This is a genomic window from Parafrankia discariae (genome assembly GCF_000373365.1).
Classification (GTDB): Bacteria; Actinomycetota; Actinomycetes; order Frankiales; family Frankiaceae; genus Parafrankia; species Parafrankia discariae.
This window is the reverse complement of record NZ_KB891220.1, coordinates 38,810-63,150: the sequence shown is the minus strand read 5'-3', so window position 1 is coordinate 63,150 and position 24,341 is coordinate 38,810. Positions and strand designations below refer to the sequence as shown.

The window sequence follows — 24,341 nt, the reverse complement described above, 5'->3', positions numbered from 1 at the left end:
CCGCGAACCCCGCAGATGATCAGAGTCAGATCAGTGTCAGATCACCGTCAGACGCCCTGGACTTCACTCGGACCCGAACAGCCACCCGAACACCAGCGCCCCTATTCCGGCAGCTGCGTGTATCGACATCCCGCGTGGAGGAACCGAGTGCCTCAGCCCCGTCCCACCCGCGTCGAACAGCCGCGGATCATTCCGCTCACCGTCTGGCCCACCACCACCCCGGGAATCCCCGGGTCTCTGCCCGCCGAGGCCGCGGCACGTGCCATCGCGACCTTCAGCAACACCGGAGATCTCGTTATCGGTATCGACGACACCGGAATCCTCATCGGCGCCGCCGACTACCTCCACCGCCGCTACACCGCGCTCCACCGCACCGCCACCACACCGGTAATCACACACTGCCGGGAACGCGGCGCCGGACTCATCATCGACCACCCGCCCATAGCCGGTCCGGAAAGCCTTCTCTCCGACCTGAGCATGCTCGCGGGACTACTCCGCCCGGGGGGCTATCTCCTCACCGTGCACACCCCCATCGGCGGGGTGAACGACCCGCTCGCGGACACCATTATCGCCGCCCGCGCCACCGGCCTGCGCTACCTCCAACACATCATCATCCTCACCGCCCCCATCCACGACAGCGAACTCCACCCACATACCGAAGGGCTCTCAGGGGGCGGGCTGTTGGAGCCCGTCCACACCGACCTCGCCGTGTTCACCCGGCCCGGCGGTGCGCGTGGCTGACCCGCACACCCCTATTCCGCTCACCGTCTGGGCGGTGTCGCAGACCCACCCCCGCTTCCAGCGACTGCACCGCTACACCCCCGAATCCATGGCGCACCCCGCCCGCATGCTGCCCGCCCTCGCCCGCCACATCATCACCACCTTCACCAAGCCGGGTGATCTCATCGTCGACCCCATGTGCGGCATCGGCACCACCCTGGTGGAGGCGGCCCATCTTGGCCGCCACGCCCTCGGGATCGAATACGAACCCCGCTGGGCCGCCATCGGCCGCACCAACGCCACCCTCGCCCACACCCACGGCGCCACCGGAGGCATCCAGCTCATCACCGGTGACTCCCGTCGCCTGCCCGCCCTCGCTCCCGAGGGCATGCGGGGAACCGCCGCGCTGGTCCTCACCTCACCGCCGTATGGGAAAGCGACCCACGGCGCGGTCGACGCCGACCGGATACACGGAGTCCGCAAACGCGACTACACCTACAGCAATCAGCGGGGAAACCTCGCCGCCGCCGACCTCACCGACCTTCTCACCGGATTCACCAGCATTCTCACCGGCGCCGCGGCGCTTCTCCGCCCCGGCGGACTGGTCGCGATCGCGGTCCGCCCCTACCGCCAGGACGGCGAGCTCATCGACCTCCCCGGCGCCATCCTGCACAGCGCCAGCGGGATCGGCCTCGTCCGCGCAGGGCGCGCCGCGGCGCTGCTCGCCGGCCTGCGTGAGGACCGCCTGGTGCCCCGCACGACCTTCTTCGCCCTCCACAACGCCCGCACCGCCCACGCCGCCGGCACCCCCCTCCACGCCACCGCCCACGAGGACATTCTTCTCCTCAGATCCGCCCAGTAAGACCCGATAGGGCGCTGACCTGCACACACGTGATCTGACGGTGATCTGACACAAGTTGCACACGCAACATCAGTCAGATCACCGTCAGATCAGAGTCAGATCACCGTCAGATCGCTGTCGGGTCCCGCGCCGCCCCGGGCCCGCCCGCTCGTCGCCCGATCGGGGCGAGCGAGCCCCCTCCGGGGGTGCCTGGGGCGGTGCGGCACCCCCCGCTCGATCCCGGGCGTCCTCGGGATCATTCCGCGCCCGCCGCGGAGTCTTCCCAGGCCCGGCCAGAGGAGAACCCACGCGTCCTCGCGAGGAGTCGAGTGAAAACGTGGACCGAACAGGACATAGAACGACTCGGCGCGACGGTCGGCATCGTCGTCGCCGGTGAAATCCTCGGAATCGGCCGGACGAAATCCTACGAACTCGCCGCCCGCAACGAATTCCCCGTCCCCGTCCTCCGCGTCAAGGGCCGATATCAGGTCCCGACCGCACCCCTGAAACATCTTCTCGGACTTCGTAAAGAAAATGGTGGATCGGCTTGACAGGAACCGAAACGGCGAGCCTGAATCGGATGCGGCACCGGACGGCATATCCGATTATCCGGCCGGGCGGCGCCCTACCCTTCATATTCTTCTGCTGGAGTGCCCGTGACGAGCCCCATGGCTAACCCGAACGGAACTATCTACAAACGGTGTAGCTGCCGAGACCCCCAGACCGGTCGGCAGCTGGTGAACAGGTGTCCGAAGCTGCGGAGGAAGAACGGGGCCTGGCATTCTAGCCACGGCACCTGGGCCTATCGCATTGACCTTCCGCCCGCCGGCGGTCGGCGCCAGGAGGCCCGCCGGTCCGGCTTGGCCACGCGCGACCAGGCTAACGCCGAGATCAGGAGCATCCAGGATCTCCTGGCCATTCCTGGCAGTGACAGTCATGGTGTCGGCCAGATCCGTACGCTCATCCTCGACGCGCTCAAGGCCGGGGATCCGTTGCCCGACCCCGCGGTCGTGAAGGAGCGGTACCGGCGCCGCGCGGACCTCAACCCGCAGATCACTGTCGCGGACTGGTTGAACACCTGGCTGGCGGGACGGCGCACCATCCGGCGGTCCACCCGCGAAGGCTACGAGATAACGATCCGCATGCACCTGGTGCCCTTCATCGGGGATATCCGTCTCGATCAGCTGACCGTCGGTCATCTCGATGACCTGTTCGACCGGATCGACATCCGTAACGAAACGATCCGGCGGATCCGCGCCGGGAAAGACCCCGAACTCCGCGCAAGGTTCAAGGGCCAGAAAGTCACCAGCGACGCCTACAAGCAGCGGATCCGCGCCACCCTTCGCGCCGCGCTCAACCACGCCATCCGCATCGGACTGATCACGTTCAATCCTGCGGCCTGGGTGGAGCTACCCTCCGGGAAACGCCCCAAGGCACTGCTGTGGACGACAGAACGCGCCGCCCGCTGGCAGGCCACCGGCGAGATCCCCTCGACCGTGATGGTCTGGACTCCCGCCCAGACCGGCGCTTTCCTCGACCACGCCGAATCACGGAACGACCGGTACTACGAGCTGTATCACCTCATCGCCCACCGCGGCCTTCGCCGCGGGGAGGCCTGCGGCGTCCACTGGACTGACCTCGACCTCGACGAGGCCAACCTCACCATTCGCTGGCAAATCACCCAGCACGGCGCGGACACCGTGATGGGCGCCCCGAAGTCCGACGCCGGAGACCGGCAGATCTCCCTCGACACCGACACCGTCACCGTTCTCCGTCACCGCCGCGCCCGCCAGAACGCCCACCGGCTCTCCCACGGTGAGCACTGGACCGACAACGGTCTCGTCTTCACCGAACCCAACGGCGCGCCTCTCATCCCCGACGATGTCACCTCCCATTTCAAGGAGCTCGTCACCGCCGCCGGTCTGCCCCCCGTCCGCCTCCATGACCTGCGTCACGGCGCCGCCACCCTTGCCCTCGCGGCCGGCGCCGACATCAAAACCGTCCAGGAACTCCTCGGACACGCCAGCATCACGATCACCGCCGACACCTACGCCCACATCCTCCCCGAACTCGCCCGCGAAGTAGCCGAGAACGTCGCCCGCCTCATCCCCCGCCAGAAAACCGCACCCACCATCAAGGCATAGCCGCACAGTGCTGATGGCCGGGCAACGTCACGTTGTCCGGCCATCAGCGCGTCGGAGGACACCCGGCAGCCCGCGTCGCCGAGGCGTGAGGGCTACTCGACCACCTGGCCAGGCTGCGCCGGCCGGACCGCGGTCCACGCCCTGCGGCTGGCCTTCCGACCTGCCGTTCGCTTGCGGGACGCGATCTGGCACGCCCGGCAGCGCGTCGTCGTGTGGCGCCCCCGGGATGGGGCCAGAACGACCCCGGCTCGATGATCTCCTCGCCCTCGCCGTGAGGGGGTTCGAAGCGGCTCGATCCCCCCCACCCGGCGTCGTCCAGTACGGCGCCACCCCGGGCCTAGTCCGCTTGATCATCACCAGACGGGCCTCGTCATCGATCAGCACCGCCCGAACCGACCGGCGTACAACCGGCCACACCGCCATCAGCACCGGCTCGGCAGCCATCGCCCCTCGCCAGGCGACACCGAACAGATCTCGCCGCTGCGCACCCCGACCCTCCGAGACCCGTCACAAGACCTCATCGTGCCCACCCCACCCCACCCCTTCCCGCCAGGGGCGACCCAGAGCACAGGTATCCGCGCGACGAGGACGCTCCATCAACCGGGATCGAGCGCCCCACCGTTCCGCCCCAGTCTCTGCGAGGCGGCGGTGCGGGTTCACACCGCCGACGATCCCGATGGGTCCAGGCCACGGCACGACGAAAGACCGAACTGATGCCGAGCCGGGATGCCCGGCAAACACGCTAAGATAGCGTGCTGGCGACCTGCCGGAGGGTGCCGTCAGCAACCCGCCCGACATGGGCCACGCCGGCGAGCAAGGGAAGACAGCGGCAGAGAACCCGCATCCACTGTCACGGCATGGACACCAGGAACCAGCGCACCGATGCCGCCATGTCCGCGTTTCGAGCCCGCCATCGGCCCTGGCGGCACCATGAACGTCCGATCCCACCCCGCGGTGGCCATGGGGGTGGGATGGCGGACCGGCCACCGTCAACCGGCGCGCGCCGTTCTTGCCACAGTCCAGCAACCCGGGACCACTGATAGTAACGGAACGTAACCGCTCTAGGGGCGGCGTCGGGGCCGCAGATCCCGACCCAGCCACCCAAAGAGGACGCCCCACCGATGATCGTTCTGAGCACGAACCTGCCGAATGCGCACACAATGCGCACACAAACCCGGTTTGATCTTGCCAAAATGATCTTTGACTTTGCAAAACCGCAGGTCAGGGGCCATCTTTCTGGAGCCGGCGAGGGGACTCGAACCCCTAACCGCCCGATTACAAGTCGAGTGCGCTACCAATTGCGCCACGCCGGCCAGGGTCCACACGATACCGGACGGCTCCCGCACCCCGGGCGATCGCGGGGCATGGCATCTTCCCGCGTCGGCCATCCATCCGACACGGGCGATCTTGCCGGACGCGCCCCGGGCGGTGCGGGTGGCCTGGAGTCCGGAGCTCTCGATCATCCGCTGTGACCGGCTCCGCCCCGGTCGGGCACGGACATGCAGGTCAGGGCGGTATTCGGATGCCTTTTGTGATCCCCGGTGTCAATCACCGCGGGAAGAGGTGGGTTCCCCGCTATGATTCCGCCGTACCCGCCGCACCAGCGGGTCGAAGGGGGCTGACGTACGGTGCAGATGGAAACGACGACCGTTATGGTCGTGGATCTCGTGGGTTCAACCCGCGCCATCGCGTCGGTACCACAGATGCGCATGGATGAGCTCATGGCCGAGGCTGTCCTGCCGATTCGCCGGGTTGTGGAGGAAAACGGTGGCGAGATCATCAAGTTCACCGGTGACGGCTACCTGACGGCTTTCCGGTCGGCCACCCGTGCGCTTCACGCCGCCGCCCAGATCACCGATCTGTTCGTCTCCAGCCCCCGGCTGCCGATCGGCGAGTGGCTTGCGGGCTGTCGCGTCGCGATCCACACCTGCGACACGACGAGGTTCGAGGATGACCTGCTCGGTGAGGGCGTCGTCGTCCCGGCGCGGATGGAGAAGCACGTTCCGACGAACGTCGTGTACGTGACGTCGACCGTCCGAGATGCCGCGAAGTCGGCGGAGTTCGACTTCGAGCCGGTCGGGGAGCTGGCTCTCGGCGGGATACCGCGGCCCGTCCAGGTCCACCGCCTTGTCGCCGAACGCTATCGCGGCATCGAGCGCGACACCTTTCTCACGGTGACGGATCTGGTCGGTTTGAACGCACTCGCGGCCCGGATTTCGTTGACCGCGCTGAACGAACGGCTTCGGGACTGGGTCTCCATTCACCGCGAGGCGCTGGGCTCGACCCGGGGCCGGCTTCGGTCCGTCGCCGGTGACAATGTGTTGTCGACGCACGGCAGCGCCGACGAGGCGGTGAGTTTCCTTCTCATGCTCGACCGGCTGGCGCGGGGGCGGAGAATCGCCGGCGGCACGGAACCACCCGCGGCGGCACCTCGTGGCGCGGCATCGGACGAGCGCGCCGGCGAGCCCGCCGGGCCCCGGCCCGCGCGCGTCCCCGTGCCGGCGGCACGCGACGAGCCCGCGTCCGAGGCCGGGCCCGTGCCCAGGTCCGTGACCGGCTCCAAGCCGGTGGACGTCGACGATGCCGCCGGTGATGACAGCCGGCCCCCGTTCACGTTCAGCGCGGTCATCGCGCACGGGGATCTCTTCGTCCCCGATTTCGGGCTGGCCGGGCCGCTGGTGAGCAGCACCTGCCGAACGCTGCAGGCCCTCGAACCCGGCACGAAGATCATCACGGATGGGGTCCTCCAGCTTCTCACCTCCGGGCGGGGCGCCTTCGGCCCCGAGCTGCCTCCCGTCCCGGGCGGGCTCACCGATCGCTACCACCTGCTCGTAGGTCCCGAAAGCAGCCTCGTGGACGGGGGCGACGAGGCTCGCGTCGTGAAGTGACCACCGCCGCGACGCTCCACGGCCCAGGTGAACGGCCCGTACCCGGCCGCCGGTCCGGCCACAGCCTCAGCCCCGATCCGCTACCGACCGCGGGCCCGGTTGTACAACAGCGCGCGGCTGTTCGACATGACGCGGATTTCCTGCCCCACCGCCGCGACGGATCAGCTCAGGCCCGCGGCGAGAAGCGCGCCGACGAACAGACATCCGAGATGCAGCGACTGGTCAGCCAGATATACTCCGTTAATGCCTCCGCTGTTGAGCTCGGCGAACCGCGGAGCTCCCGACCGGCGCAGCAGCCAGCGCACCGGCCACCTGCGGTCGATAAAGGCGTGCGTCACGATCGACCAGCTCAGTGCGGCTGTCACGCCCGGGAGGCGCAGCGGCACGTCGACAATCAGGAGACTCGCCAGGGCCGCGCCGACGCACAGATGGTAAGCGAATAGATGAGCTGCCATGGCTCGGGCGGCGGGCCATCCACGCCCGCCCTTCTCCCTCGCCTGCCAATCTGTCTGCGCGACGTGATCACCCAGATGATGGCCCGTGTATAAGGCAATGAACGCAGCACAGAACACCATGGCATCGGTCATCGACGTGGCCCCCTCCCGCCGAAATAACAGTAGGGCAGACCAAGGGGGAAGATCAGGACTTCGGGCCGGAACCGGTGATTCACGACGTGCCAGGCCGGCATCTCGGGCGGCGCGGGCCCGTGTGCCCCTCCCTCACCCGGGAGGACAACGCCATCAGGCCGGGTCAGCCCCGCGGGGATTCAGGACACTCTCCCCCAACGGGACAAAATTCCCCGCTCGCTCGGCCCGGGAACACCCCGATCGCGGAACTGTGGCGGGTGAGTTTGAGTCCAGGGACTCACTCACCCGCCACACATCGGGCTACGGTGCCTTCAGCTGGTGGGGTGGGGGGTCAGCGGGTGGCGGTGGAGGTGACCGGGCCGGAGAACAGGAGGTTTCCGTTCAGGTCGTGGGCGGTTGCCGTTCCGGCGGAGGTGAACGCGTCCCTGCTGCTGAAGGTGGCCGAGTGCTGGATGTCGATGGAACCGATCACCGTTCCGTTCGGACCGGGCAGGGTCCGGACGAAGGCGTAGGTGAAGGTCCTCGGCCCGGTCGAGTGCCAGGTACCCCAGAAGGTCCCGGTCGGCGTGGCGACGGCGAAGCGGCTCTTCGGCAGGAACAGCAACTGGACCGGTTCGGTGGCACCGAGTGCCGTCGTGGCCGTGCCCGTCCAGTAGCCCACCGGGCTGTAACTGCCGCCACCACCGCCGTTGGTGGTCGTGCTCGCGGCTCCGGCGACCGGCGCAACGCCGACCGCCAGGGCGAGTGTGCCCGCCAGAGCCGCCAGCAACAGCGCCGCCCGCGCGGAGGCGAGACGGACGCGAGGTCGCAACATACAGGTTTCTCCTTTGCCGTGGACATCAAGGTGCCTGAACACCGTCGACCGGCTCGAAGAAGCCCCGGAAACGCGATTCCGCGTGCGCGCTCAGGCGGCGCCGCGCACGCGCACGATTCCGGGACCAGGAAACGGGACACCACCCCCCCGGCCGTGGTGTTGGGGGTTCGTGCCGGCAGTTCACACCGGCGCTGCCGGCACGAACGTCACGGGCACGAACCCCCGACCACACGGCTGGTAGGACCCGTCGGTCAAGGAACCGGGAAGCGAAACTCCGACGGAAAGCAACTGAAGCCGGAGACATCGTCACCCGAGCTGAATGCGCGTGTCCAGTCTCCCGCCGGAGGATCAACCACACGCCAGTCGGCGCCGACCCAGCTCACCTCGACGCGCATCGTGGTCGTGACCGCGCCACCACCGTCCACGGCGCGGGTGAGCAGGTATCGAATCGTTGCTTTTCTGGACGAATAACGCTCGACCTCCCATCCGATGATCTGCACCTGGTACCAGGAGGTACCCCCCGGCCCCTTCCCACCCCCCGCACCGGAATTCCCGCCAGGCGCGCCGACAGCGCTGTGAACACCGTGAGCACCGACAGCGCCGGTTACACCGCTCACACCGGTCGCCCGGTGGGCGAGGTTGATCGCGGCGAGGACAGCACCCAGTGGTGAGCGTTCGAATCCCGCGACGGCGTGCTCCCCCAGCACCCGCGGACCGGCGGAAGGGCTGCACGGCAGCCGGACACCGTCCGCGTGGTCATAGAAGAAGACGTCGGACATGGTGACGGCCCGATATCTCGTCCAGGTCCGGAGCAGCAGGTAGGTGGATACCCCAAAGACGACCGCGGCCTCGGTCGTCAGCAGAAGGAGGGTCATACGATTCCCCCAGGCGCGATCTCCCGGCAGCCGGCGGGTGGTGGCAGGTCCGCCGGGTCGGCCGGTGGCAGATCGGCCAGCTCGGGATGCCGGTCCGCGCCGGCGGCCATCCGGGCCGCGGCGAGCAGGGCCCGGGCGACCTGCGCCCATTCGCTGCTGTCACCGCCGACCGCGCCCCGGATCGTCTCCAGGCTGTGCAGCTCGTGGGAGAGCCCACCGGCCACGTAGGCCGGCATCCGGACCATGACGGCGGGGCGCTGGCTGTTCGGCGGATCCTCCACCTCGATGGGGTGCTCCCAGTCGACATAGATCTCCATTTCGACGCCGGGTACCCGGCTCTTGCGCGGACGCGGCGCGTCGAGGTCATGGCTGGGCATGTCCACCTCCTGGCGTCCCCCCGGCTGATGAGTCCGCTTTCCTGGTCGGGTCGGGCCCGTCATGGCTCGTCCGGCAGGTCGCCGGAGAGAGCCAGTTCCAGTGCGTGGCGTACGAGATGGACCAGGGTCGTCTGCGCGCTGTCCGGGCGCCGGGCGTCGCAGTACATCAGCGGACGGTGCGGTGCCAGGTCCGCCGCGTTGCGGACCATGGGCAGCGGGTACTCGTAGGTGTTCGCGTCGAATCGGTTGACGGCCACCAGGAACGGGACCCGGCGGTTCTCGAAGAAGTCGATGGCGGGAAAGGAGTCCGCCATCCGGCGGGTGTCGACGAGCACGACCGCGCCGATCGCGCCGCGGACGAGTTCGTCCCACATGAACCAGAAGCGGTCCTGGCCGGGCGTGCCGAAAAGGTAGAGGATGATGTTGTTGCTGAGAGTGAGACGACCGAAATCCATGGCGACGGTGGTGGTCGTCTTGCCGTGTACGGCGCTGGTGTCGTCCACGCCGAGGCTGGCGCTGGTCAGCGCCGCCTCGGTGGTGAGCGGCTCGATCTCGCTCACCGACCCCACGAACGTCGTTTTGCCTACTCCGAACCCACCGGCTACGAGAACCTTGACAGCGGTGGGTGCCCGCTTAGAGACGGGTGAGACCATGCAGAACCCTCCGTAGGAGTTCCGGACTGGGCCGATCTGGATTTTCCGGGCGGTGGACGGAGACCATTCCGTCGCGCGCCATGTCGTCGATGAGGACTCGCACCACCATCAGCGGCAGTTTGAGCCGGGCGGAGATCTCGGCGATCGAGTGGATTCGCATGCACAGGATCGCGATGTCGTGTTCCTCGGGGGCGAGCCGGCCGCGCCGCCGGATCCCCGCCATTCCCGCGTCGGTCGTCGCGACCAGCGCGACGAGTTCCAGCGGGACGGCGGGTGCGGTGCGCCCCCTGGTCACCGCGTAGGGCCGGACCAGCGGCTCGGACTCGTCCCAGCTGTCGCCCGGTGCTCCTGACCCGGACCAGTCGCCAGCCACCCTGTTCCACCTCCCTGCGTGACGCGGTGCCGGCTCAGGACGGAAGGGCAGCCCGCATCTGACTGCGCAGCTCCGGGGTCAGGAACCTGCCGGCCCGGCTGACGAGATGGGCCATCTCGTAGGCGATCTGACCGACGTCGGCGTCGGCCGTGCTGGAGACCGCCAGGCAGGCGCTGTGGCCCACCGCGGTGATGAACAGGTAGCCGTTCTCCATGTCGACCATGGTCTTGTTGACCTGGCCCCAGCCGTGCTGGCGGGCCGCTCCGCGGGCCAGCGCGTCGAATCCGGAGGCGACCGCCGCGAGCTGGTCGGCCGCGGCCCGGTCGATGCCGGTGGAGGTGGCCAGCAGCAGGCCGTCGGAGGACAGGACGACCGCGCAGAGGATGTCGGGCACCGTCTCGCGAAGTCGGTCGAGCAGGAAGGACAGGTCAGGCTGTCGGGGCACGGCTCATCTCCCGTCGAGGTCGTCGGCGTCGCGCATGCCGCGGTCGAAAGCTGTGGTGAAACGCTGGGCGAGCGCGCGGGCGGCCTCCGGGTCGGGCGCGCTGGCCACCTTCTGCGGCAGCCGCTCGGCGGCGGGGTCATCGCGCAGGCTCTTGGCGAGGTGCGCGCCGCGCTGCCGGCGCGGCAGGTCCTCGAGCCGTGGGTGGCCGCCGGTGCCGGGCGGCCCGGCCGGTGCCTGCGCGCCGTCGTGGCCGCGCAGCGGTCCGAACAGTGGGTCGAACAGCCCGCCGTCGGCCAGGTCCGCGGCACTGCGCGCGACCATCCCGCCGGGACGTCCCTCGGGCCGGCGACGCGACGGGGCGTCGAGACCGCCGTCCGTGAGGCCACGGCCGAGGCCGTCGTCGAACCGGTCGTCGAACCCCCGGTCCAGGCGGAGCCCGCGCGGGTCTTCGAGGTGCCGGTCGGTCTCGAGGTGCCGGTCGGTGAGGTCGCCGCCGTGTCCACCGGCCGCGTGGGGATCGCCGTACCGGTCGGCGCGGGGGTCCGGGCCGTAGCCGACGGTTCGGGGATCGTCCCCGTACCGGCCGGCGGCGGTGTCCTCCCCGTACCGGGCGGTGTCCTCCCCGTACCGGGCGGCGGCGGGGTCGGCGCCGAGGGCACCGGTGCGGGGGTCGTCCTGGTAGCCGCTGCCACGAGGGTCTCCGCGGTAGCCGCCGTCGCGGGCGTCAGCGCCGTAGCCGGCCTGGCGCGCCTCGGCGCCGTAGCCACCGTCACGGCCGTCGCGGCCGTAGGCCGTCGCGTGTTGGTCCTCGCCGTAGCCGACCGCGCGCGGGTCCTCGCCGTAACCGGCGCCGCGCGGGTCGCTGTGCCGGCCACCGGGCCGGTCGTCGCCACCGCCGGGACGAACCTCGCCGGAGCGGGCCTCGCCGGGACGGGTCTCGCCGGAGCGGACGTCGCCGCCACCGGCGCGAACGTCGTCGGGGGCCTCGGGTCGCAGCCGGGCGGAGGCCCGGTGCGGGACCGCGGCGACCGCTCCGGCCAGCGCGAGTTCCTCGGTGGGGGTGGGCCCGGCCCGCCGGCCAGCAGGATCGCCCGGCGCGCCGGGACCCGTTCCGCCGCCGCCGGTGCCCGGACCGGAGCCGCCGTACACGGTGCCGCCCGCCGAGCCGCCCGCCGCGAGCGCCGCCGGCTGGCGGGCGCCGTTCGCCCCGGCGGCCGGCAGGGAGGCGGTCTGGTGCGGGACCTCGGTGTGGATGAGCCCGGCCGGGATGATCGTGACGACGTGGACGCCCCCGTACACGCTGGGCTTGAACCGCACGGCGATCTTGTGCCGGGCGGCGAGCCGGGCGACGACGAACAGGCCGATCTGGCTGCCCTGCGTCGAGGCCTCGAACGGCGGCGGGTTGGCCATCCGGTGGTTGGTCGCGGCGTAGGACGCCGGGTCGAGGCCGACGCCGCGGTCCTCGATCTCCACCGTCCAGCCCTGGCCGACCCGGCTGGCCTGCACGGTCACCGGGGTGTCGGGCGGGGAGAAGGCGGTGGCGTTCTCGATCAGCTCGGCGAGCATGTGGGTCAGGTCGCCGACGGCCGATCCGACGATCTCGACGTCCGCCGTCGGCAGGTGGACGTTCACCCGGGTGTAGTCCTCGACCTCGCTGGCCGCCGCGCGCAGCACCTGGACCAGGCGCACCGGCCCGCGGAAGGTCCGTCCCGGCTGGCCGCCGGCGAGGACGATCAGGCTCTCCGCCAGCCGCCGCATGCGGGTGGCCTGGTGGTCGACGCCGAACAGCCGGGTGAGGACCTCGCCGTCCTGCTGGTCGCGCTCAAGCTCGTCGATCAGCCGCAGCTGACGCTGGATCAGTCCCTGGGTGCGCCGGGCGAGTGTCTGCAGGATGGCGCCGACGCTGCGGCTCTCCGCCACCTCGTAGGCCGCCGACACCGCGGACGAGTAGGTCACGTTGAAGGCACGGGCGACGTCGCCGATCTCGTCGCCGGTCGCGGTGGCGAAGGCCGGCGGCTCGGCGGCCGGGTCGATGGGATGTCCCTGCCGCAGCTTCGAGGTGACCGCGGGCAGCCGGCGCTGGGCCACCTCCAGCGCGCCGGACCGCAGCGCGCGCAGCGCGCCGACCAGCCTGGTCGCGACGCCGACGGACACCGCGATCGACAGGGCGACCACGCCGGCGGCGAGCAGGCCGGAGAGCAGCGCGCTGCGCAGCGCGGCGTCGGCGAGTGAGGCACTGCGGTGCTCCAGGTCGTCGACGACCTGCCGCTGCACCTTGCGGAACTGTTCGCTCTTCGCGCCGCTCGCCGTCGCCCACGCGGTGAAGTCGACGCGCTCGCCGCGCAGCACCCGGTCGCGCAGGTCGGTGACGGGGTTCAGCGTCGGGCCGACGACGCTGTCGTACAGGGCCAGCTGCCCGGGGGTGGCGGAGGAGCGGAACTGCGTCGTCCAAGCCGCCTCGGCGCCGATCGCCGACTGGACCCGGGTGGCGCTGTCGGGCACCACGCTGCCGAGGACGGCCGCCGCCGAGACGTACCCGTACTGCTGGCTGATCGCCTCGCTGGCCCGGGAGACCGCGGACAGTGCGGTGGCCCCGCGCACGACCTCGGTGTCCTCACTGCCGATGCCGACCATGGCGGCGCCGACGTCCAGCCAGGAGGAGATCATCTGGTTGAAGGTGACGGTTCCCGGGCCGGGCTGGAGGGTCTGCGCGTCGACACCGGCGCGCACCGTGGCGAGCCCGGCCATCTGGTTCCGCGCGGCCTCGACCGCGTCCCGGACCTGGTTACGCGGGCCCGCCGGCAGCTCGTCGGCTGTCCCGGTGACGGTCGCGAGGGCCTCGTCGACCGGGCCGCGCGCGCTCGTCGACCGGGCCGCGAACTCCCGTTCCCGGTAGCCGGAGCCGACCAGGCTGGAGACCGCGTACCGCTCGGACTGCAGGGCGTAGACGAGGTCGTTGACGTGGATGAGGAAACGGGCGGCGGTCCTGGTCTGGTCGCTGGCCCGCTGGGCCGCCAGCTGACCGGTCACGACCCAGCTGCCGAAGCCGACCAGGGCCAGCAGTGGCAGAAGCAGGACCAGGGTGATCTTGTATCGGATGGGCCAGTTCCGCACTCCGCCACCTCTCGTCGGGGACGCGGGGGTCCTCAAGACATCCAGTCGGCCGACGGGACCGGGGGGAGGCAGGAGGGGAGTAGCCACGCCCGACTGCGGACGCGCTCGGTGGCGTGGCGACCTCGCGCTGACGCCAACGGCCACCGAGAGCGACGCTGAGCAGCTGTTCCGATCCCGTCGGCAATCAGGACGCTAACCGTGCGGGGTGCTCTACCGGAAGAGTAATCATGTGACGCTTTAGGGACGTCGTGTCCTGTTCATGCCATTACCGCGCCCACCGGACGCTCGATCCGTCGTCCGGTCGCCCGTGCGGTCGCCGCGACGGGCCCCGGTGGCGCCCGGCTGGCCGAGTCGTGCCACCGGACGGGCCGCGCCCGCCGCCGAGGAGGCGCCGGACGCCGAGGCCGCGGCCGCGGGGACCGCCGGGGACGACCCGGCCGCCGGCGCGGCCGCGGCCGCCGCGGCGGAGCCGGGCTCGGGCGACGCCGGAACGGGAACCGCTGGCAGGGCGGCCGCGCGGCCACCGCGGCCGGCCGCGAGCGCCCCGCCGCGGACCCCACCGAGCACCCCGCCGAGCGCGCCGTCGAGGCCGCCGTCCGGTCCGCCGTCCCAACGGCCGGCCCCGGCGCCCCGGGGCAGGTAGCCGGCCCGCGCGGCGGCGGCGCCGAGCTGGAAGCGGGTGAGCACGCCGAAGCGTTGGCACATCTCCGCCACGTCCCGTTTCACCGTCCGGTCGGAGACACCGAGCTCCCGGGCCGCGCGGCTGTCGTCGAGCCCGCTGTCCAGCAGCTGGAGCAGGGCGCGCTGGCGGCGCACCGTCGCGGGCTCGTCCAGCTCGACCTCACCCGACCCGCGCCGCGCCGCCGCGTACTGGGTGCGGGTCACCATGTCCGCGATCGCCCGGACCAGCGTCGGGGCGACAACCGCGAACGCGCCGTCGTCGAGGTCGTCGTCGCGCACCGGCACGAGCGCGGCGGTACCGTCCCAGACGATCGCGCGCATCGGCAGTGCCGGCAGCACGTGGATCTGCCCGATCGGCGGCAGCCGCCGTCCCTGGTTGCGCCGACGCGCCGCCGCGACCGCGCCCGCCGTCCACACGCTGACGACGCGCACGCCCCGGCCGGCGGCCGGCACCAGCAGGTCCGGGACGTCCCCGCCGAGGCCGGGTGGCGGCGGCCCGGTCAGCAGGAACCGGACGGACTGGGTCGATCTGCGGGTCAGCTCCGCCATCCGGGGGAAGATCTCGTCGCGGCCGAGGAGCTGCACGCCCGCGTTGGTCCCCGCCCGGCGCCGTCCGGCGACATAGTCGCCGAACAGGCCCGACCGGTAGAGCTGCGCCCGTTCGTCGGCCATCCGGGCCCGCTCGGCGACCAGCGCCGCCTCGCGCACGGCGTGTCGTGCCTGTAACACCCGCACCGGATCCTGCGGTTCCCACTGGTGGCCGACCCGGCGGACGAGGCCCGCCTCCACCAGCCGGTCCATCTCGGCCTGGACGATGGGCTCGGGGCGGCACAGCCACTCCGCGAGCAGGTCGACCCCGCAGTAGGGGTGGCGGGCCACCGTCCGCCACACCTCGTCGGAGAATTCGTCCAGACCCTCGAATCCGAGTTCGGACAGACGCACGCCCACCCCTCCCCGCGCAGCCGCCAGCCACGAGCGACGAACATTCCAGATACGTCCCGGAAACACTTCGCTGGATTCACGGGAAATCGCGGTGCGGGGCAGACCGAGAACCGTGCTGACGCGCCGATTACATCTGGTTACGGCAAGCTATACCACTTTGGGTGACTCTTCAACGGCTTTGCGCGAATTGCGGCCGGATCGACCGCGCCACCACAACAGATACACAAAGATGATCGATTGTTTGATCTGTCATGTTCTTGCATGGTGCGCACAGACGATGAACCTGATCTCATCCGTCACATAGCGATCGACGGACGCGTGCCCACCAACGGGAACCCACCCGAGTTCTGGGCCGGGAACGGCCGCCGCTGGTGGCGGGACCCGGCCCGGCCCATGTCACGGGCCCGCGACGGGCCATCCCGGGCGGTCGCCGGGCGACCGGCTCCGGCACCCGTCCGGACGTGAAACCGTCACCTGCCTGTTACCGGCCGGACTGCCCACGATCGACCAGGGAATCGACGTAACGGGTTGGGTCCCGCCCATTCCACGCCTTCGTCCGGGGACACCGGAGCGGATTTGAACGTGACGTCGACGATGACTCCGCGGGGAGGATCAGCCCGACTGTGTCTGTTCCCTGTCCCGCCAGGGCACCTTCGCGATGACATAGGTCGGCCCGCCGGGCGGGCTGTCCACGATCAGCGTGCCGTCGATGGCGTCCAGCCGCTCGGTGAGGCCCGCCAGCCCACTGCCCCGGCCGAGGCTCGCGCCCCCGCGGCCGTCGTCGGTTATCCGCAACAGCAGGTTGTCGCCGACCCGGCGCAGGTCGACCAGCGCGTCCGACGCCTGGCTGTGCTTGCTGATGTTGGTGAGCAGCTCGGCGGCGGTGAAGTAGACGATGCCCTCGATCGCCGGCGCCGGCCGCTCGGCCAGCTCGACCGTCACCCGGACCGGAACCGTGCAGCGCATTCCCAGCGACGGGATCGCGCCCGGCAGGCCCCGGTCGGTGAGGATCGCGGGATGGATGCCGCGGGCCAGATCCCGCAGCTCCCGCAGCGCGAGCTTGACCTCGCCGTGCGCCTCCTCGACCATCTTCGCCGCGGTGTCCGGGTCCTCGGCGAACTTCTCCCGCGCCAGGCCCAGACCCATCGCGAGCGCGACCAGCCGCGCCTGCGCGCCGTCGTGCAGATCCCGCTCGATACGCCGCAGGTCGGCCGCGGCCGTGTCGACGACGACCCCGCGGTCGACCTCCAGCTCCCTGATCCGCCGCTCCATCCGGTCGGACGGCGAGAGCAGGCCTGAGATCATCGCCTTGTCGACGGTCGCCAGCGCCCGGGCCACGACCGGCAGCACCGGCCAGCCGACGAGCAGCAGCACCAGCGTCACGGTGAAGGTGACGATCACCCACGGCAGCCGGATCACGAAGTACAGGGCGTGCCGCCAGCCGACCGGGTCCGCCACCGCGGCCCACAGCCGGCCGAAGGCACCCGTCGACGACGACCGCGGCCGCGACGCCTTCGGAATGTGCAGGCCCAGGATGGCGCGGGCGCGGGCGCGTTCGACCGTGCCGAGCGCCCGGGTCACCACCAGGCCGACGGTCAGCAGCGGCAGCCCGACGACCGTGACCGCCGTTCCCACACCGACCGAGAACCACACGACGACGATGACGAACCCGACGAGGCCCGTCGGCAGGTTCAGCAGCAGGAAAAGGACCCGCCGCCAGGTCCGCTCGTCGAGGGCGAAGACCTGCTCCGGTCTGATGTCCACTCCGGTCCCGGGACCGGAGTCGCTCCCGGGACCGGTGCCGCTCCCGGTGCCGGACCGGGCCGGATCGGGCGGGTCGAGATCGGGTGGACCGAGATCGGGTGTGCCGGGAACGGGCCGGTCGGAGCCGGGTGCTCTCCCGGCCGGCGGGCCCGAGGGCCGCTCGGCTCGTTGGTCCGAGGTCGCGTCGACGGGGCCGGCCACTGCTGGTGCTCCTCCCGGGTGTGCGGCGGGTGCACGGGGCAGGCTGAACTCCTGCGCCACTCCGTCCGGACGACGCACAGGGACACCGTACTCGTTCAACAGGACAAACAATAGCGAGGGTTTCTATCCGCTTTGCGGCGACACCGATCGAGACCACATCGTGTGACGCGAGGGCCGGCACAAGAAAAATCCCCGACTCCCTGCCACCACGGCCGCACGGCGTGTAAGAATAAGCGCCGAACAGGAAAGTAACGGGGCGCCCTCCCGCCCTGGTCCACTGAGGATTCAGCGAGATCGCAGCCGTCGCCTTCGGGCGGCCTGGCGGTTCCGGGAGGCATGGCTCCATGGGGGGGAAACGATCTGGACCAGCAGAAACCCAAGGGCGGCGATGCGCCGTGACGGTATCGCGCCGGCCTCGCCCGCGGCCCGCATCGGGCCTACATCCGCGCTGCTCAGACGGGATATGGGGTGTCCCGTGGCCCGGCGCCGAACGCGCCGCCGGGCCGCGGTGAACCGCTGTCACACCGGCACGTCCTAAGCAGCCCCGCCGGGCGTGGTCCACTTTCGCAACGACCGCCAGCCGATCCGTCGAGTTTTCTCCGGCCAGTGCGGAACCGCGCGAGCCTGATTCTGTCACCTCGGTTTCGAAGAATCAGTCGGACACCGCACCTGGATAGGTCAACTGGTATTTCCGGCAGCGCCGGCCGAATGCGCGCCGGGTGACCGGGCCGACGGTTGACAACTCGACAGTCGGCTGGCCGACAGGGCCGTGATGTCTCGGCTGGATCCGTCCGGGCTCAGCCGGTCCACGCCCGATCGACTGACCCGGGCTACGGGCTGACGTACCGGCCCGGTTCCGGTCCGGCCCGGTTCCGGTTCGGTTCACGCCCGGCCCGTTGCCCGCCAGGCCGGTGTTCATCTCTCGGCGTTCGTCATCCCTCGGTTCTCGTCATGCCACGAGTTCGTCGTGCCACGAGTTCGTCGTGCCCTGGGCTCGGCGTGTCCTCGGGTGTGCGCCCAGGCGTGATCGCACGCGGGCGCCCCTGCTCGGGCACCCGGTCCGGGCGTTCGAGCAGGGCGCGGCGGAACCGGGCGCGGCACAACCGGCCGCCGGTCGTCGACCGGCCGCCATCTCCCGTGCGGCGACAGCCGTCCGCCGCCGCACGGCACCGATCTCGCACGGAGGAACCATGCACGTCCCCCTGACGTCCGGCGCGACGCTCACCCGCGTGGGGCTCACGCCCGCCCACCCGGCTCCCGGCGGGGCGGGCGGCGCCGGCACGGTCGCCCGCGACGCCGCCCCGGACCACGCCACCGTGCTGCTCGATCTGCTCTCGGATCTGCTGACCAACCTCGTGGGACTCGCCTTCGTGCTCTACATGACGGTCGGCCTGCTCGGCGTCCTGCTGGCGCTGGCGCTGCGGGCCCGGCGCGGCGCGTCCCGGCCCGGTCCCGGGACGGCCACGTGAACCTGCTCGACGCCGACGGCCGCGACGCGCGCCTGCTCGCCGCGGCGATGATCAGCTTCGGGATGGTCTACCTGTTCGCGATGCTGGTGCTCTCCCGGGTCCACCGCCCCTGGACGGGCACTCCCTCCGACGGACTGTTCTTCGTCTTCGTGATGCCCTGCCTCAACGAGGAGGCGGTCATCGAGGCGAGCATGCGCCGGCTCCTGCTCTCCCCCGCGGCGAACCGCCGGGTCCTCGTCGTCGACGACGGCTCGGACGACCGGACGTCCCTGATCGTCCGCGGAGTGGCCGACGACCGGGTGTGGCTGCTGCGTCGCGAGCCGCCGAACGCCCGGCGCGGCAAGGGCGCCGCGCTGAACGCCGCCGTGGCCCATCTCGCGACCCGCCCGGAGATCGCCGCCCGTGACCCCGGCGACGTGATCATCGCCGTGGTCGACGCGGACGGGCGGCTCGACCCGCACTCGGTGGAGGCGGTCGCCCCCTACTTCGCCGATCCCCGCACCGCCGGTGTGCAGACGGGCGTGCGCATCAACAACCGGCACACCAGCCTGCTCGCCCGGCTCCAGGACATGGAGTTCGTGATCTACACCGACGTCTTCCAGCGCGGACGCGGCCAGCTGGACAATGTCGGCCTCGGTGGCAACGGCCAGTTCGTCCGGCTCTCGGCGCTGCGCTCCCTCGGCGGCGACCCGTGGTCGCACAGCCTGACCGAGGATCTGGATCTCGGCGTCCGGCTGCTGCTGACGGGCTGGCGCAACCAGTTCTGCCCGCAGGCGGACGTCCACCAGCAGGGGGTCGTCCGGCTGGGACGGCTGCTGCGGCAGCGGTCCCGCTGGTTCCAGGGACATCTGCAGTCGTGGGCGCTGATGCCCCGGGTGCTGCGGCAGGCGCGGGCCCGGGCCCTGCCGGACATGCTGTTCCACCTCTCCAGCCCGCTGCTGATCCTCCTCGCGTCGCTGCTGACGGCCGCCTTCGTGCTCAGCACCGTGGGCGTGCTGACCAGCTGGCTCGCCGGGGGACCGGCGCCGGATCCGCGCTACTTCCTCGGCGCCTACCTGATGGCGGCGGGACCGGCGCTGGTGTGCGCGCTGATCTACCGGTCACGCGAGCCACTTGTCGGCTTCGGCGTGGTCCGCCTCGCCGGCTACGCGCACCTCTACATGTTGTACGCGCTGGTGTGGTTCGTCGCGGGCTGGTGGGCGATGGGCCGGGTGGTCAGCCGCCGGACCAGCTGGCACAAGACCGCCCGCACCCCGGAGAGCGCGCCGCCCACGCCGCGCCAGCCGGTGTCCGCCGCACCCGCCACTCCCGACGGGCTCGACCGTTGAGCCCCCGCCGCGACCACACCGGTCTGCACCACGGCCGCCATCCCGGTCCGGCGGACCACGGCCAGGCGGACCACGGCCAGCCGGACGCCGATCAGGCGGACCACGGGTACCGCGGTCAGGAGCCGCGCCCGCCGCGCCGGCGGGTGCGCCGCCGATACCGTCTCGTGGTCCTGGCGCTGGTCAGCGCGGGTGGGATGGCCGCTCTCGCCGGGCTGTGGGCGGTCATCTCGCTCGGCGCCGCGGACGGGCCGACCCGCTGGCGGGACGGCACCCGGCACGGCCCCTGGCTCGCGGTGTTCGACGGCTACGGCCGCACCACCGGGCAGCTCGAGGCCGGCGGGCTGGTGATCACACTCGCCCCCCGCGCCGCCGACGCCCCGGAGCACACCCACGCCGGCCTGGTGGTCAGCTCGGACCACTACAGCGACGTCCGGTTCACCACGCAGGTGCGCACCGTCCGCCAGCTGCGCCAGGGGACCCCGGCCCCGTGGGAGGTCGGCTGGGTGCTCTGGAACTACACCGACCCGGCGCACTTCTACGCCTTCGCGCTGAAGCCCAACGGCTGGGAGCTCAGCAAGCAGGACCCCGCCTATCCGGGCGGCCAGCGGTTCCTGGCCAGCGGGCCGGCACCGCGGGCCCGCCTCGGCAGCTGGCACACGGTGGAGGTGGTCCACGACCGGGACTCGATGGCGGTGTCCGTGGACGGCGTCCCCACGGTGCGGATGCAGGACACCGAGCGTCCCTACGCCTCCGGTGCCGTCGGCCTGTACTGCGAGGACTCACTCGTGGAGTTCCGCCGCTCCGGTGCCCGCCACCTGCGCCCCACCGACCAGCCGCCGTTCTGACCGACCGCCGGCGCGAGCGGCGGCCCCTGAGCACCCGCCTTCCGGCGCGGTGGAGTTCAGCCGTTAACAAACGATCAGGAATGGGAGGATTCGACATGACCGACAGCTCCGACGGTCGCACGGTGCTGCTCGTATACGGCACCAGACCCGAGGCGATCAAGATGGCTCCGGTGGTCCACGAACTTGGACGGACCGGCCCGCTACGGCCGGTCGTGGCCGTCACCGGCCAGCACCGGTCCATGCTCGACCAGGTCAACGACCTCTTCGGCATAGTTCCCGACTACGACCTCGAGATCCTCCGGGACCGCCAGTCGCTGGCCGGAGTGACCACCCGCTCGCTCGGCGGCCTGGAGTCGGTGATGGCCGAGGTACGCCCGGACGTCGTGGTCGTCCAGGGCGACACGACGACGGCGTTCACCGGTGCCCTCGCCGCGTTCTACCAGGGCCTGCCCGTCGTCCACATGGAAGCCGGGCTGCGCACCGCGGACCCGGCCTCACCGTTCCCGGAGGAGATCAACCGCCGGCTCACCGCGCAGCTGGCCGACCTGCACCTGGCGCCCACGCCGTCGGCCCGGGCGAACCTGCTGGCGGAGGGCATCCGGCCGGAGTCCGTGCTGGTCACCGGCAACACCGTCATCGACGCGCTGCTGCACGTCGCGGCGGCGCCGCCGCCGGCGGACCGGCTGCTCGCCGAGGTCCGCCAGCGCTCGGGCGACGGCCGGCGGCCGGTGCTGCTCGTCACCGCGCACCGGCGCGAGTCGTGGGGGGAGCCGCTCGCGCGGGTCGGCGCGGCACTCGCCCGGCTGGCCGAACGCCGTCCCGAGCTGCTGATCGTGCTGCCCGTGCACCGCAACCCGGTGGTGCGGGAGACGGTCCTGCCGCCGGTCTCCGGGTTCCCCAACATCCTCGTCGCCGATCCCGTCGACTACGCCGCCTTCACGCACCTGATGAAGGCGGCGACGGTCGTCCTGACCGACAGCGGCGGCATCCAGGAGGAGGCGCCCAGTCTCGGCAAGCCGGTCCTGGTGCTGCGGGACAACACCGAGCGGCCCGAGGGGGTGCGGGCCGGCACGGCCAGCCTGGTCGGCACCGAGCCGGACCGGATCGTCGCGGCCGTCGACCGGCTCCTCGACGACCCCGTCGCCTACGCGGCGATGGCGGAGGCGACCAACCCCTACGGCGACGGGCAGGCGGCGCGGCGCACCGTCGCCGCGATCGCGCACCGCTTCGCCGGAGCGCCCGCCCCGGACCCCTTCGTCCCCCACCCGCGCACGATCACCATCCCGGCCCAGCCGGCCGCCCCGGAGCAGGAGCTGACCGGGTCCGCCGCCGGCCGACGAGAGGAGCACGGAGCATGACCCCGCCGCTGAGGTGGCTCCGCCGGGCCGCGCCGACCGCCGGGCTGCTCGCGGTCGTGCTCGGCGCCGGCGCCGGGGTGGGGGCCGCGGCACCCGGGGCCGCGGTCCCGGGCGCGCCCGCGCACCAGCCCCGGCACGCCCGCGCGGTCACCCCGCAGGTGCTGCCCGCCGAGGGGCGCTTCGCGTCACCGCCGGCTCCCCCGGCACCGCCGCGCACCCCGCCGCCGCGCCGGGCCGCGCGGCCCGTGCCGGGCCCGGGCACCAAACCGGGCCCGGGCACGAACCAGCGCCCGTCCGTGGCGCCGGACGGCGCCGCCACGCCGGACGGCGCGACCGGCCCCGCGGCCGCGGCGGCGCCGTCCGCCCCGGCCACCGGGACGGGCACCCTGATCCTGTACGACACCTCCGGCACGTGGGGGTGGCTGGGCGAGCAGTACGCCATGCAGGCGGCCAACCTGGTCTCCCGGTTCGGCACCTGGCAGGCCCACCCGGTCAGCTCGTACACGGCGGGCCAGCTGTCCGCGTACGCCGCGGTGGTGTACGTCGGGTCGACCTACGACGAGCAGGTCCCGACGGCGTTCCTCACCGACGTGCTGGCGGGCAGCCGTCCCGTGGTGTGGATGTACGACAACATCTGGCAGCTCACGTCGCAGGCGCCGACCTTCCCGACGACCTACGGGTGGGACTGGTCCGGCTTCGACACGTCCGCGATCGGGACCGTCAGCTACAAGGGGACCAGTCTGACCCGGTACGCGGCGAACGCCGCCGGGATCATGAACTACGCCTCGGTGGACACCACCAAGGCCACAGTGCTCGCCGAGGCGGTACGCGGCGACGGCACCCGCTTCCCCTGGGCGCTGCGCTCGCGGAACCTGACCTACATCGGCGAGATCCCGTTCGCCTACGCAGACATGACCGACCGTTACCTCGCGGTGGCCGACCTGTTCTACGACGTCCTGGCGCCGCAGACCGCCACCCGGCACCGCGGGCTCGTCCGCGTCGAGGACGTCGGGCCGGACGCCGACCCCGCGGAGCTGCGCGCGATCGCCGACTACCTGTCCTCGGTACAGGTCCCGTTCTCGGTCGCCGTCTACCCGCGGTACGTGGACGCCAACGGCACCTACAACAACGGCGTACCGCAGGACTACACCCTCGCGTCCAGGCCGGACGTGGTCAGCGCGCTGAACTACATGACCCAGCGCGGCGGCACACTGATCATGCACGGCTGGACGCACCAGTACTCGAACGTCGCCAACCCGTACTCGGGCGCGAGCGCGGACGACTTCGAGTTCTTCCGGGCGCATGTCGACGCCCAGGACTACGTGGTCTACGACGGGCCCGTCCCCGGGGACAGCCAGACGTGGGCGACCGGCCGGATGAACAGCTCGGCCGCGGCGTTCACCGCCGCCGGGCTGCCGGTGCCGACGACCTTCGAGTTCCCGCACTATGCCGCGTCCGCCCCCGACTACGCGGCGGCCCGGGCGAAGTTCCCGCGCCGCTACGACCGCGGGCTCTACTTCCGCAACCAGCTCGCCGGCGGCGCGGTGGACCACACGAAGTACGGCGGCCAGTTCTTCCCGTACCCGGTGACCGACGTCCACGGGTCCTTCGTCATTCCGGAGAACATCGGGAACATCGAGCCCGAGCCGTTCAACAACCACCCGGCCCGGCTGCCCGCGGCGCTGATCGACGCGGCCCAGCGCAATCTGGTCGTCCGGGACGGATTCGCCAGCATGTTCTACCACCCGTATCTGGGCGTGGACTACCTGCGCCAGACGGTGGAAGGCGTGCGCGCCCTGGGCTACACGTTCGTCGCGGCCGGATCGGTCGTCGCGGGCGGTTAGGCGGTTGGCCGGTTGGCCAGTTGGCCGGTTGGAGCCCGAACGGCCGCTTGACCCGAACAACGGCGGTCCGGTGAGAAG

The 24,341-nt window shown here is 71.4% G+C and carries 20 protein-coding genes and 1 tRNA gene; 10 read left to right on the top strand and 11 right to left on the bottom strand.

All coding sequences use genetic code 11. From position 1 onward, the window contains the following. The first annotated feature begins 147 nt into the window (after nucleotides 1-147). The 4 genes from B056_RS0118965 (at nucleotide 148) to B056_RS0118950 (ending at nucleotide 3,705) form a co-directional block, all read left to right on the top strand. On the top strand, nucleotides 148-741 hold the full coding sequence (locus B056_RS0118965; protein ID WP_018503443.1) for a hypothetical protein: 594 nt from the start codon (nucleotides 148-150) through the stop codon (nucleotides 739-741). Next, on the top strand, nucleotides 728-1,582 hold the full coding sequence (locus B056_RS0118960) for a TRM11 family SAM-dependent methyltransferase (RefSeq protein ID WP_018503442.1): 855 nt from the start codon (nucleotides 728-730) through the stop codon (nucleotides 1,580-1,582). Before B056_RS0118965 ends, B056_RS0118960 begins: the two co-directional genes overlap by 14 nt. Before the next feature lie 308 nt (nucleotides 1,583-1,890). Beyond that, nucleotides 1,891-2,112 (top strand): DNA-binding protein, encoded by a 222-nt coding sequence (locus B056_RS42880; RefSeq protein ID WP_076784726.1) that lies wholly within the window; start codon nucleotides 1,891-1,893, stop codon nucleotides 2,110-2,112. Nucleotides 2,113-2,229: 117 nt separating this feature from the next. Then, nucleotides 2,230-3,705 carry a site-specific integrase gene (locus B056_RS0118950; protein WP_026239865.1) on the top strand — a complete coding sequence of 492 codons (1,476 nt, stop codon included), beginning with the start codon at nucleotides 2,230-2,232 and terminating at the stop codon, nucleotides 3,703-3,705. A gap of 1,237 nt (nucleotides 3,706-4,942) precedes the next feature. On the opposite strand, the gene B056_RS0118945 is transcribed toward B056_RS0118950, so the two are convergent. Then, a tRNA-Thr gene (locus B056_RS0118945) sits at nucleotides 4,943-5,018 on the bottom strand. A 321-nt stretch (nucleotides 5,019-5,339) separates the two neighbouring features. Between B056_RS0118945 and B056_RS44500 the strand changes: the two genes are divergently transcribed. Further along, on the top strand, nucleotides 5,340-6,593 hold the full coding sequence (locus B056_RS44500) for an adenylate/guanylate cyclase domain-containing protein (protein WP_035752013.1): 1,254 nt from the start codon (nucleotides 5,340-5,342) through the stop codon (nucleotides 6,591-6,593). Nucleotides 6,594-6,754: 161 nt separating this feature from the next. Here B056_RS44500 and B056_RS0118935 read toward each other — a convergent pair whose 3' ends face one another. From B056_RS0118935 to B056_RS0118885, 10 genes are all read right to left on the bottom strand, one after another. Continuing rightward, entirely contained in the window at nucleotides 6,755-7,180 is a 426-nt protein-coding gene (locus B056_RS0118935) for a DUF3307 domain-containing protein (RefSeq protein WP_026239864.1), read from the bottom strand. Nucleotides 7,181-7,511: 331 nt separating this feature from the next. After that, a complete protein-coding gene (locus tag B056_RS37130; RefSeq protein WP_035752000.1) occupies nucleotides 7,512-7,994 on the bottom strand; it encodes a hypothetical protein in 483 nt (160 codons plus the stop codon). 251 nt (nucleotides 7,995-8,245) lie between these two features. After that, a complete protein-coding gene (locus tag B056_RS37125; protein ID WP_018503436.1) occupies nucleotides 8,246-8,869 on the bottom strand; it encodes a hypothetical protein in 624 nt (207 codons plus the stop codon). Further along, nucleotides 8,866-9,246: a hypothetical protein gene (locus tag B056_RS0118915; RefSeq protein WP_035751998.1), complete on the bottom strand. Its 381-nt coding sequence runs from the start codon at nucleotides 9,244-9,246 to the stop codon at nucleotides 8,866-8,868. Before B056_RS0118915 ends, B056_RS37125 begins: the two co-directional genes overlap by 4 nt. Nucleotides 9,247-9,305: 59 nt before the next feature. Then, entirely contained in the window at nucleotides 9,306-9,899 is a 594-nt protein-coding gene (locus tag B056_RS0118910) for a GTP-binding protein (protein ID WP_012157834.1), read from the bottom strand. Next, entirely contained in the window at nucleotides 9,880-10,272 is a 393-nt protein-coding gene (locus tag B056_RS0118905; RefSeq protein WP_018503433.1) for a DUF742 domain-containing protein, read from the bottom strand. The genes B056_RS0118910 and B056_RS0118905 overlap by 20 nt, the downstream gene beginning before the upstream one ends. Nucleotides 10,273-10,306: 34 nt before the next feature. Continuing rightward, complete coding sequence (locus tag B056_RS37120; RefSeq protein WP_018503432.1) at nucleotides 10,307-10,717, bottom strand: roadblock/LC7 domain-containing protein; 411 nt, start codon at nucleotides 10,715-10,717, stop codon at nucleotides 10,307-10,309. 3 nt (nucleotides 10,718-10,720) lie between these two features. Next, the gene (locus B056_RS0118895; protein WP_018503431.1) at nucleotides 10,721-13,831 is read right to left on the bottom strand and encodes a sensor histidine kinase; all 3,111 of its coding nucleotides are present in this window, start codon (nucleotides 13,829-13,831) and stop codon (nucleotides 10,721-10,723) included. Between the two features lie 237 nt (nucleotides 13,832-14,068). Then, nucleotides 14,069-15,454 carry a helix-turn-helix domain-containing protein gene (locus B056_RS0118890; RefSeq protein WP_035751995.1) on the bottom strand — a complete coding sequence of 462 codons (1,386 nt, stop codon included), beginning with the start codon at nucleotides 15,452-15,454 and terminating at the stop codon, nucleotides 14,069-14,071. Between the two features lie 612 nt (nucleotides 15,455-16,066). After that, nucleotides 16,067-17,419, bottom strand: coding sequence for a sensor histidine kinase (locus B056_RS0118885; RefSeq protein WP_018503429.1), 1,353 nt, complete (start codon nucleotides 17,417-17,419; stop codon nucleotides 16,067-16,069). Between the two features lie 1,190 nt (nucleotides 17,420-18,609). Between B056_RS0118885 and B056_RS0118880 the strand changes: the two genes are divergently transcribed. The 5 genes from B056_RS0118880 to B056_RS0118860 all read left to right on the top strand — a co-directional run bounded on the left by B056_RS0118880 (nucleotide 18,610) and on the right by B056_RS0118860 (nucleotide 24,263). Next, entirely contained in the window at nucleotides 18,610-18,888 is a 279-nt protein-coding gene (locus tag B056_RS0118880) for a hypothetical protein (protein ID WP_018503428.1), read from the top strand. After that, entirely contained in the window at nucleotides 18,885-20,216 is a 1,332-nt protein-coding gene (locus tag B056_RS0118875) for a glycosyltransferase family 2 protein (protein ID WP_018503427.1), read from the top strand. The genes B056_RS0118880 and B056_RS0118875 overlap by 4 nt, the downstream gene beginning before the upstream one ends. Further along, nucleotides 20,213-21,061, top strand: coding sequence for a family 16 glycoside hydrolase (locus B056_RS37115; protein ID WP_018503426.1), 849 nt, complete (start codon nucleotides 20,213-20,215; stop codon nucleotides 21,059-21,061). The genes B056_RS0118875 and B056_RS37115 overlap by 4 nt, the downstream gene beginning before the upstream one ends. 95 nt (nucleotides 21,062-21,156) lie before the next feature. Continuing rightward, a complete protein-coding gene (gene wecB / locus B056_RS0118865; protein ID WP_018503425.1) occupies nucleotides 21,157-22,419 on the top strand; it encodes a non-hydrolyzing UDP-N-acetylglucosamine 2-epimerase in 1,263 nt (420 codons plus the stop codon). After that, complete coding sequence (locus B056_RS0118860; protein ID WP_018503424.1) at nucleotides 22,416-24,263, top strand: DUF2334 domain-containing protein; 1,848 nt, start codon at nucleotides 22,416-22,418, stop codon at nucleotides 24,261-24,263. The genes wecB and B056_RS0118860 overlap by 4 nt, the downstream gene beginning before the upstream one ends. Nucleotides 24,264-24,341: the final 78 nt, after the last annotated feature.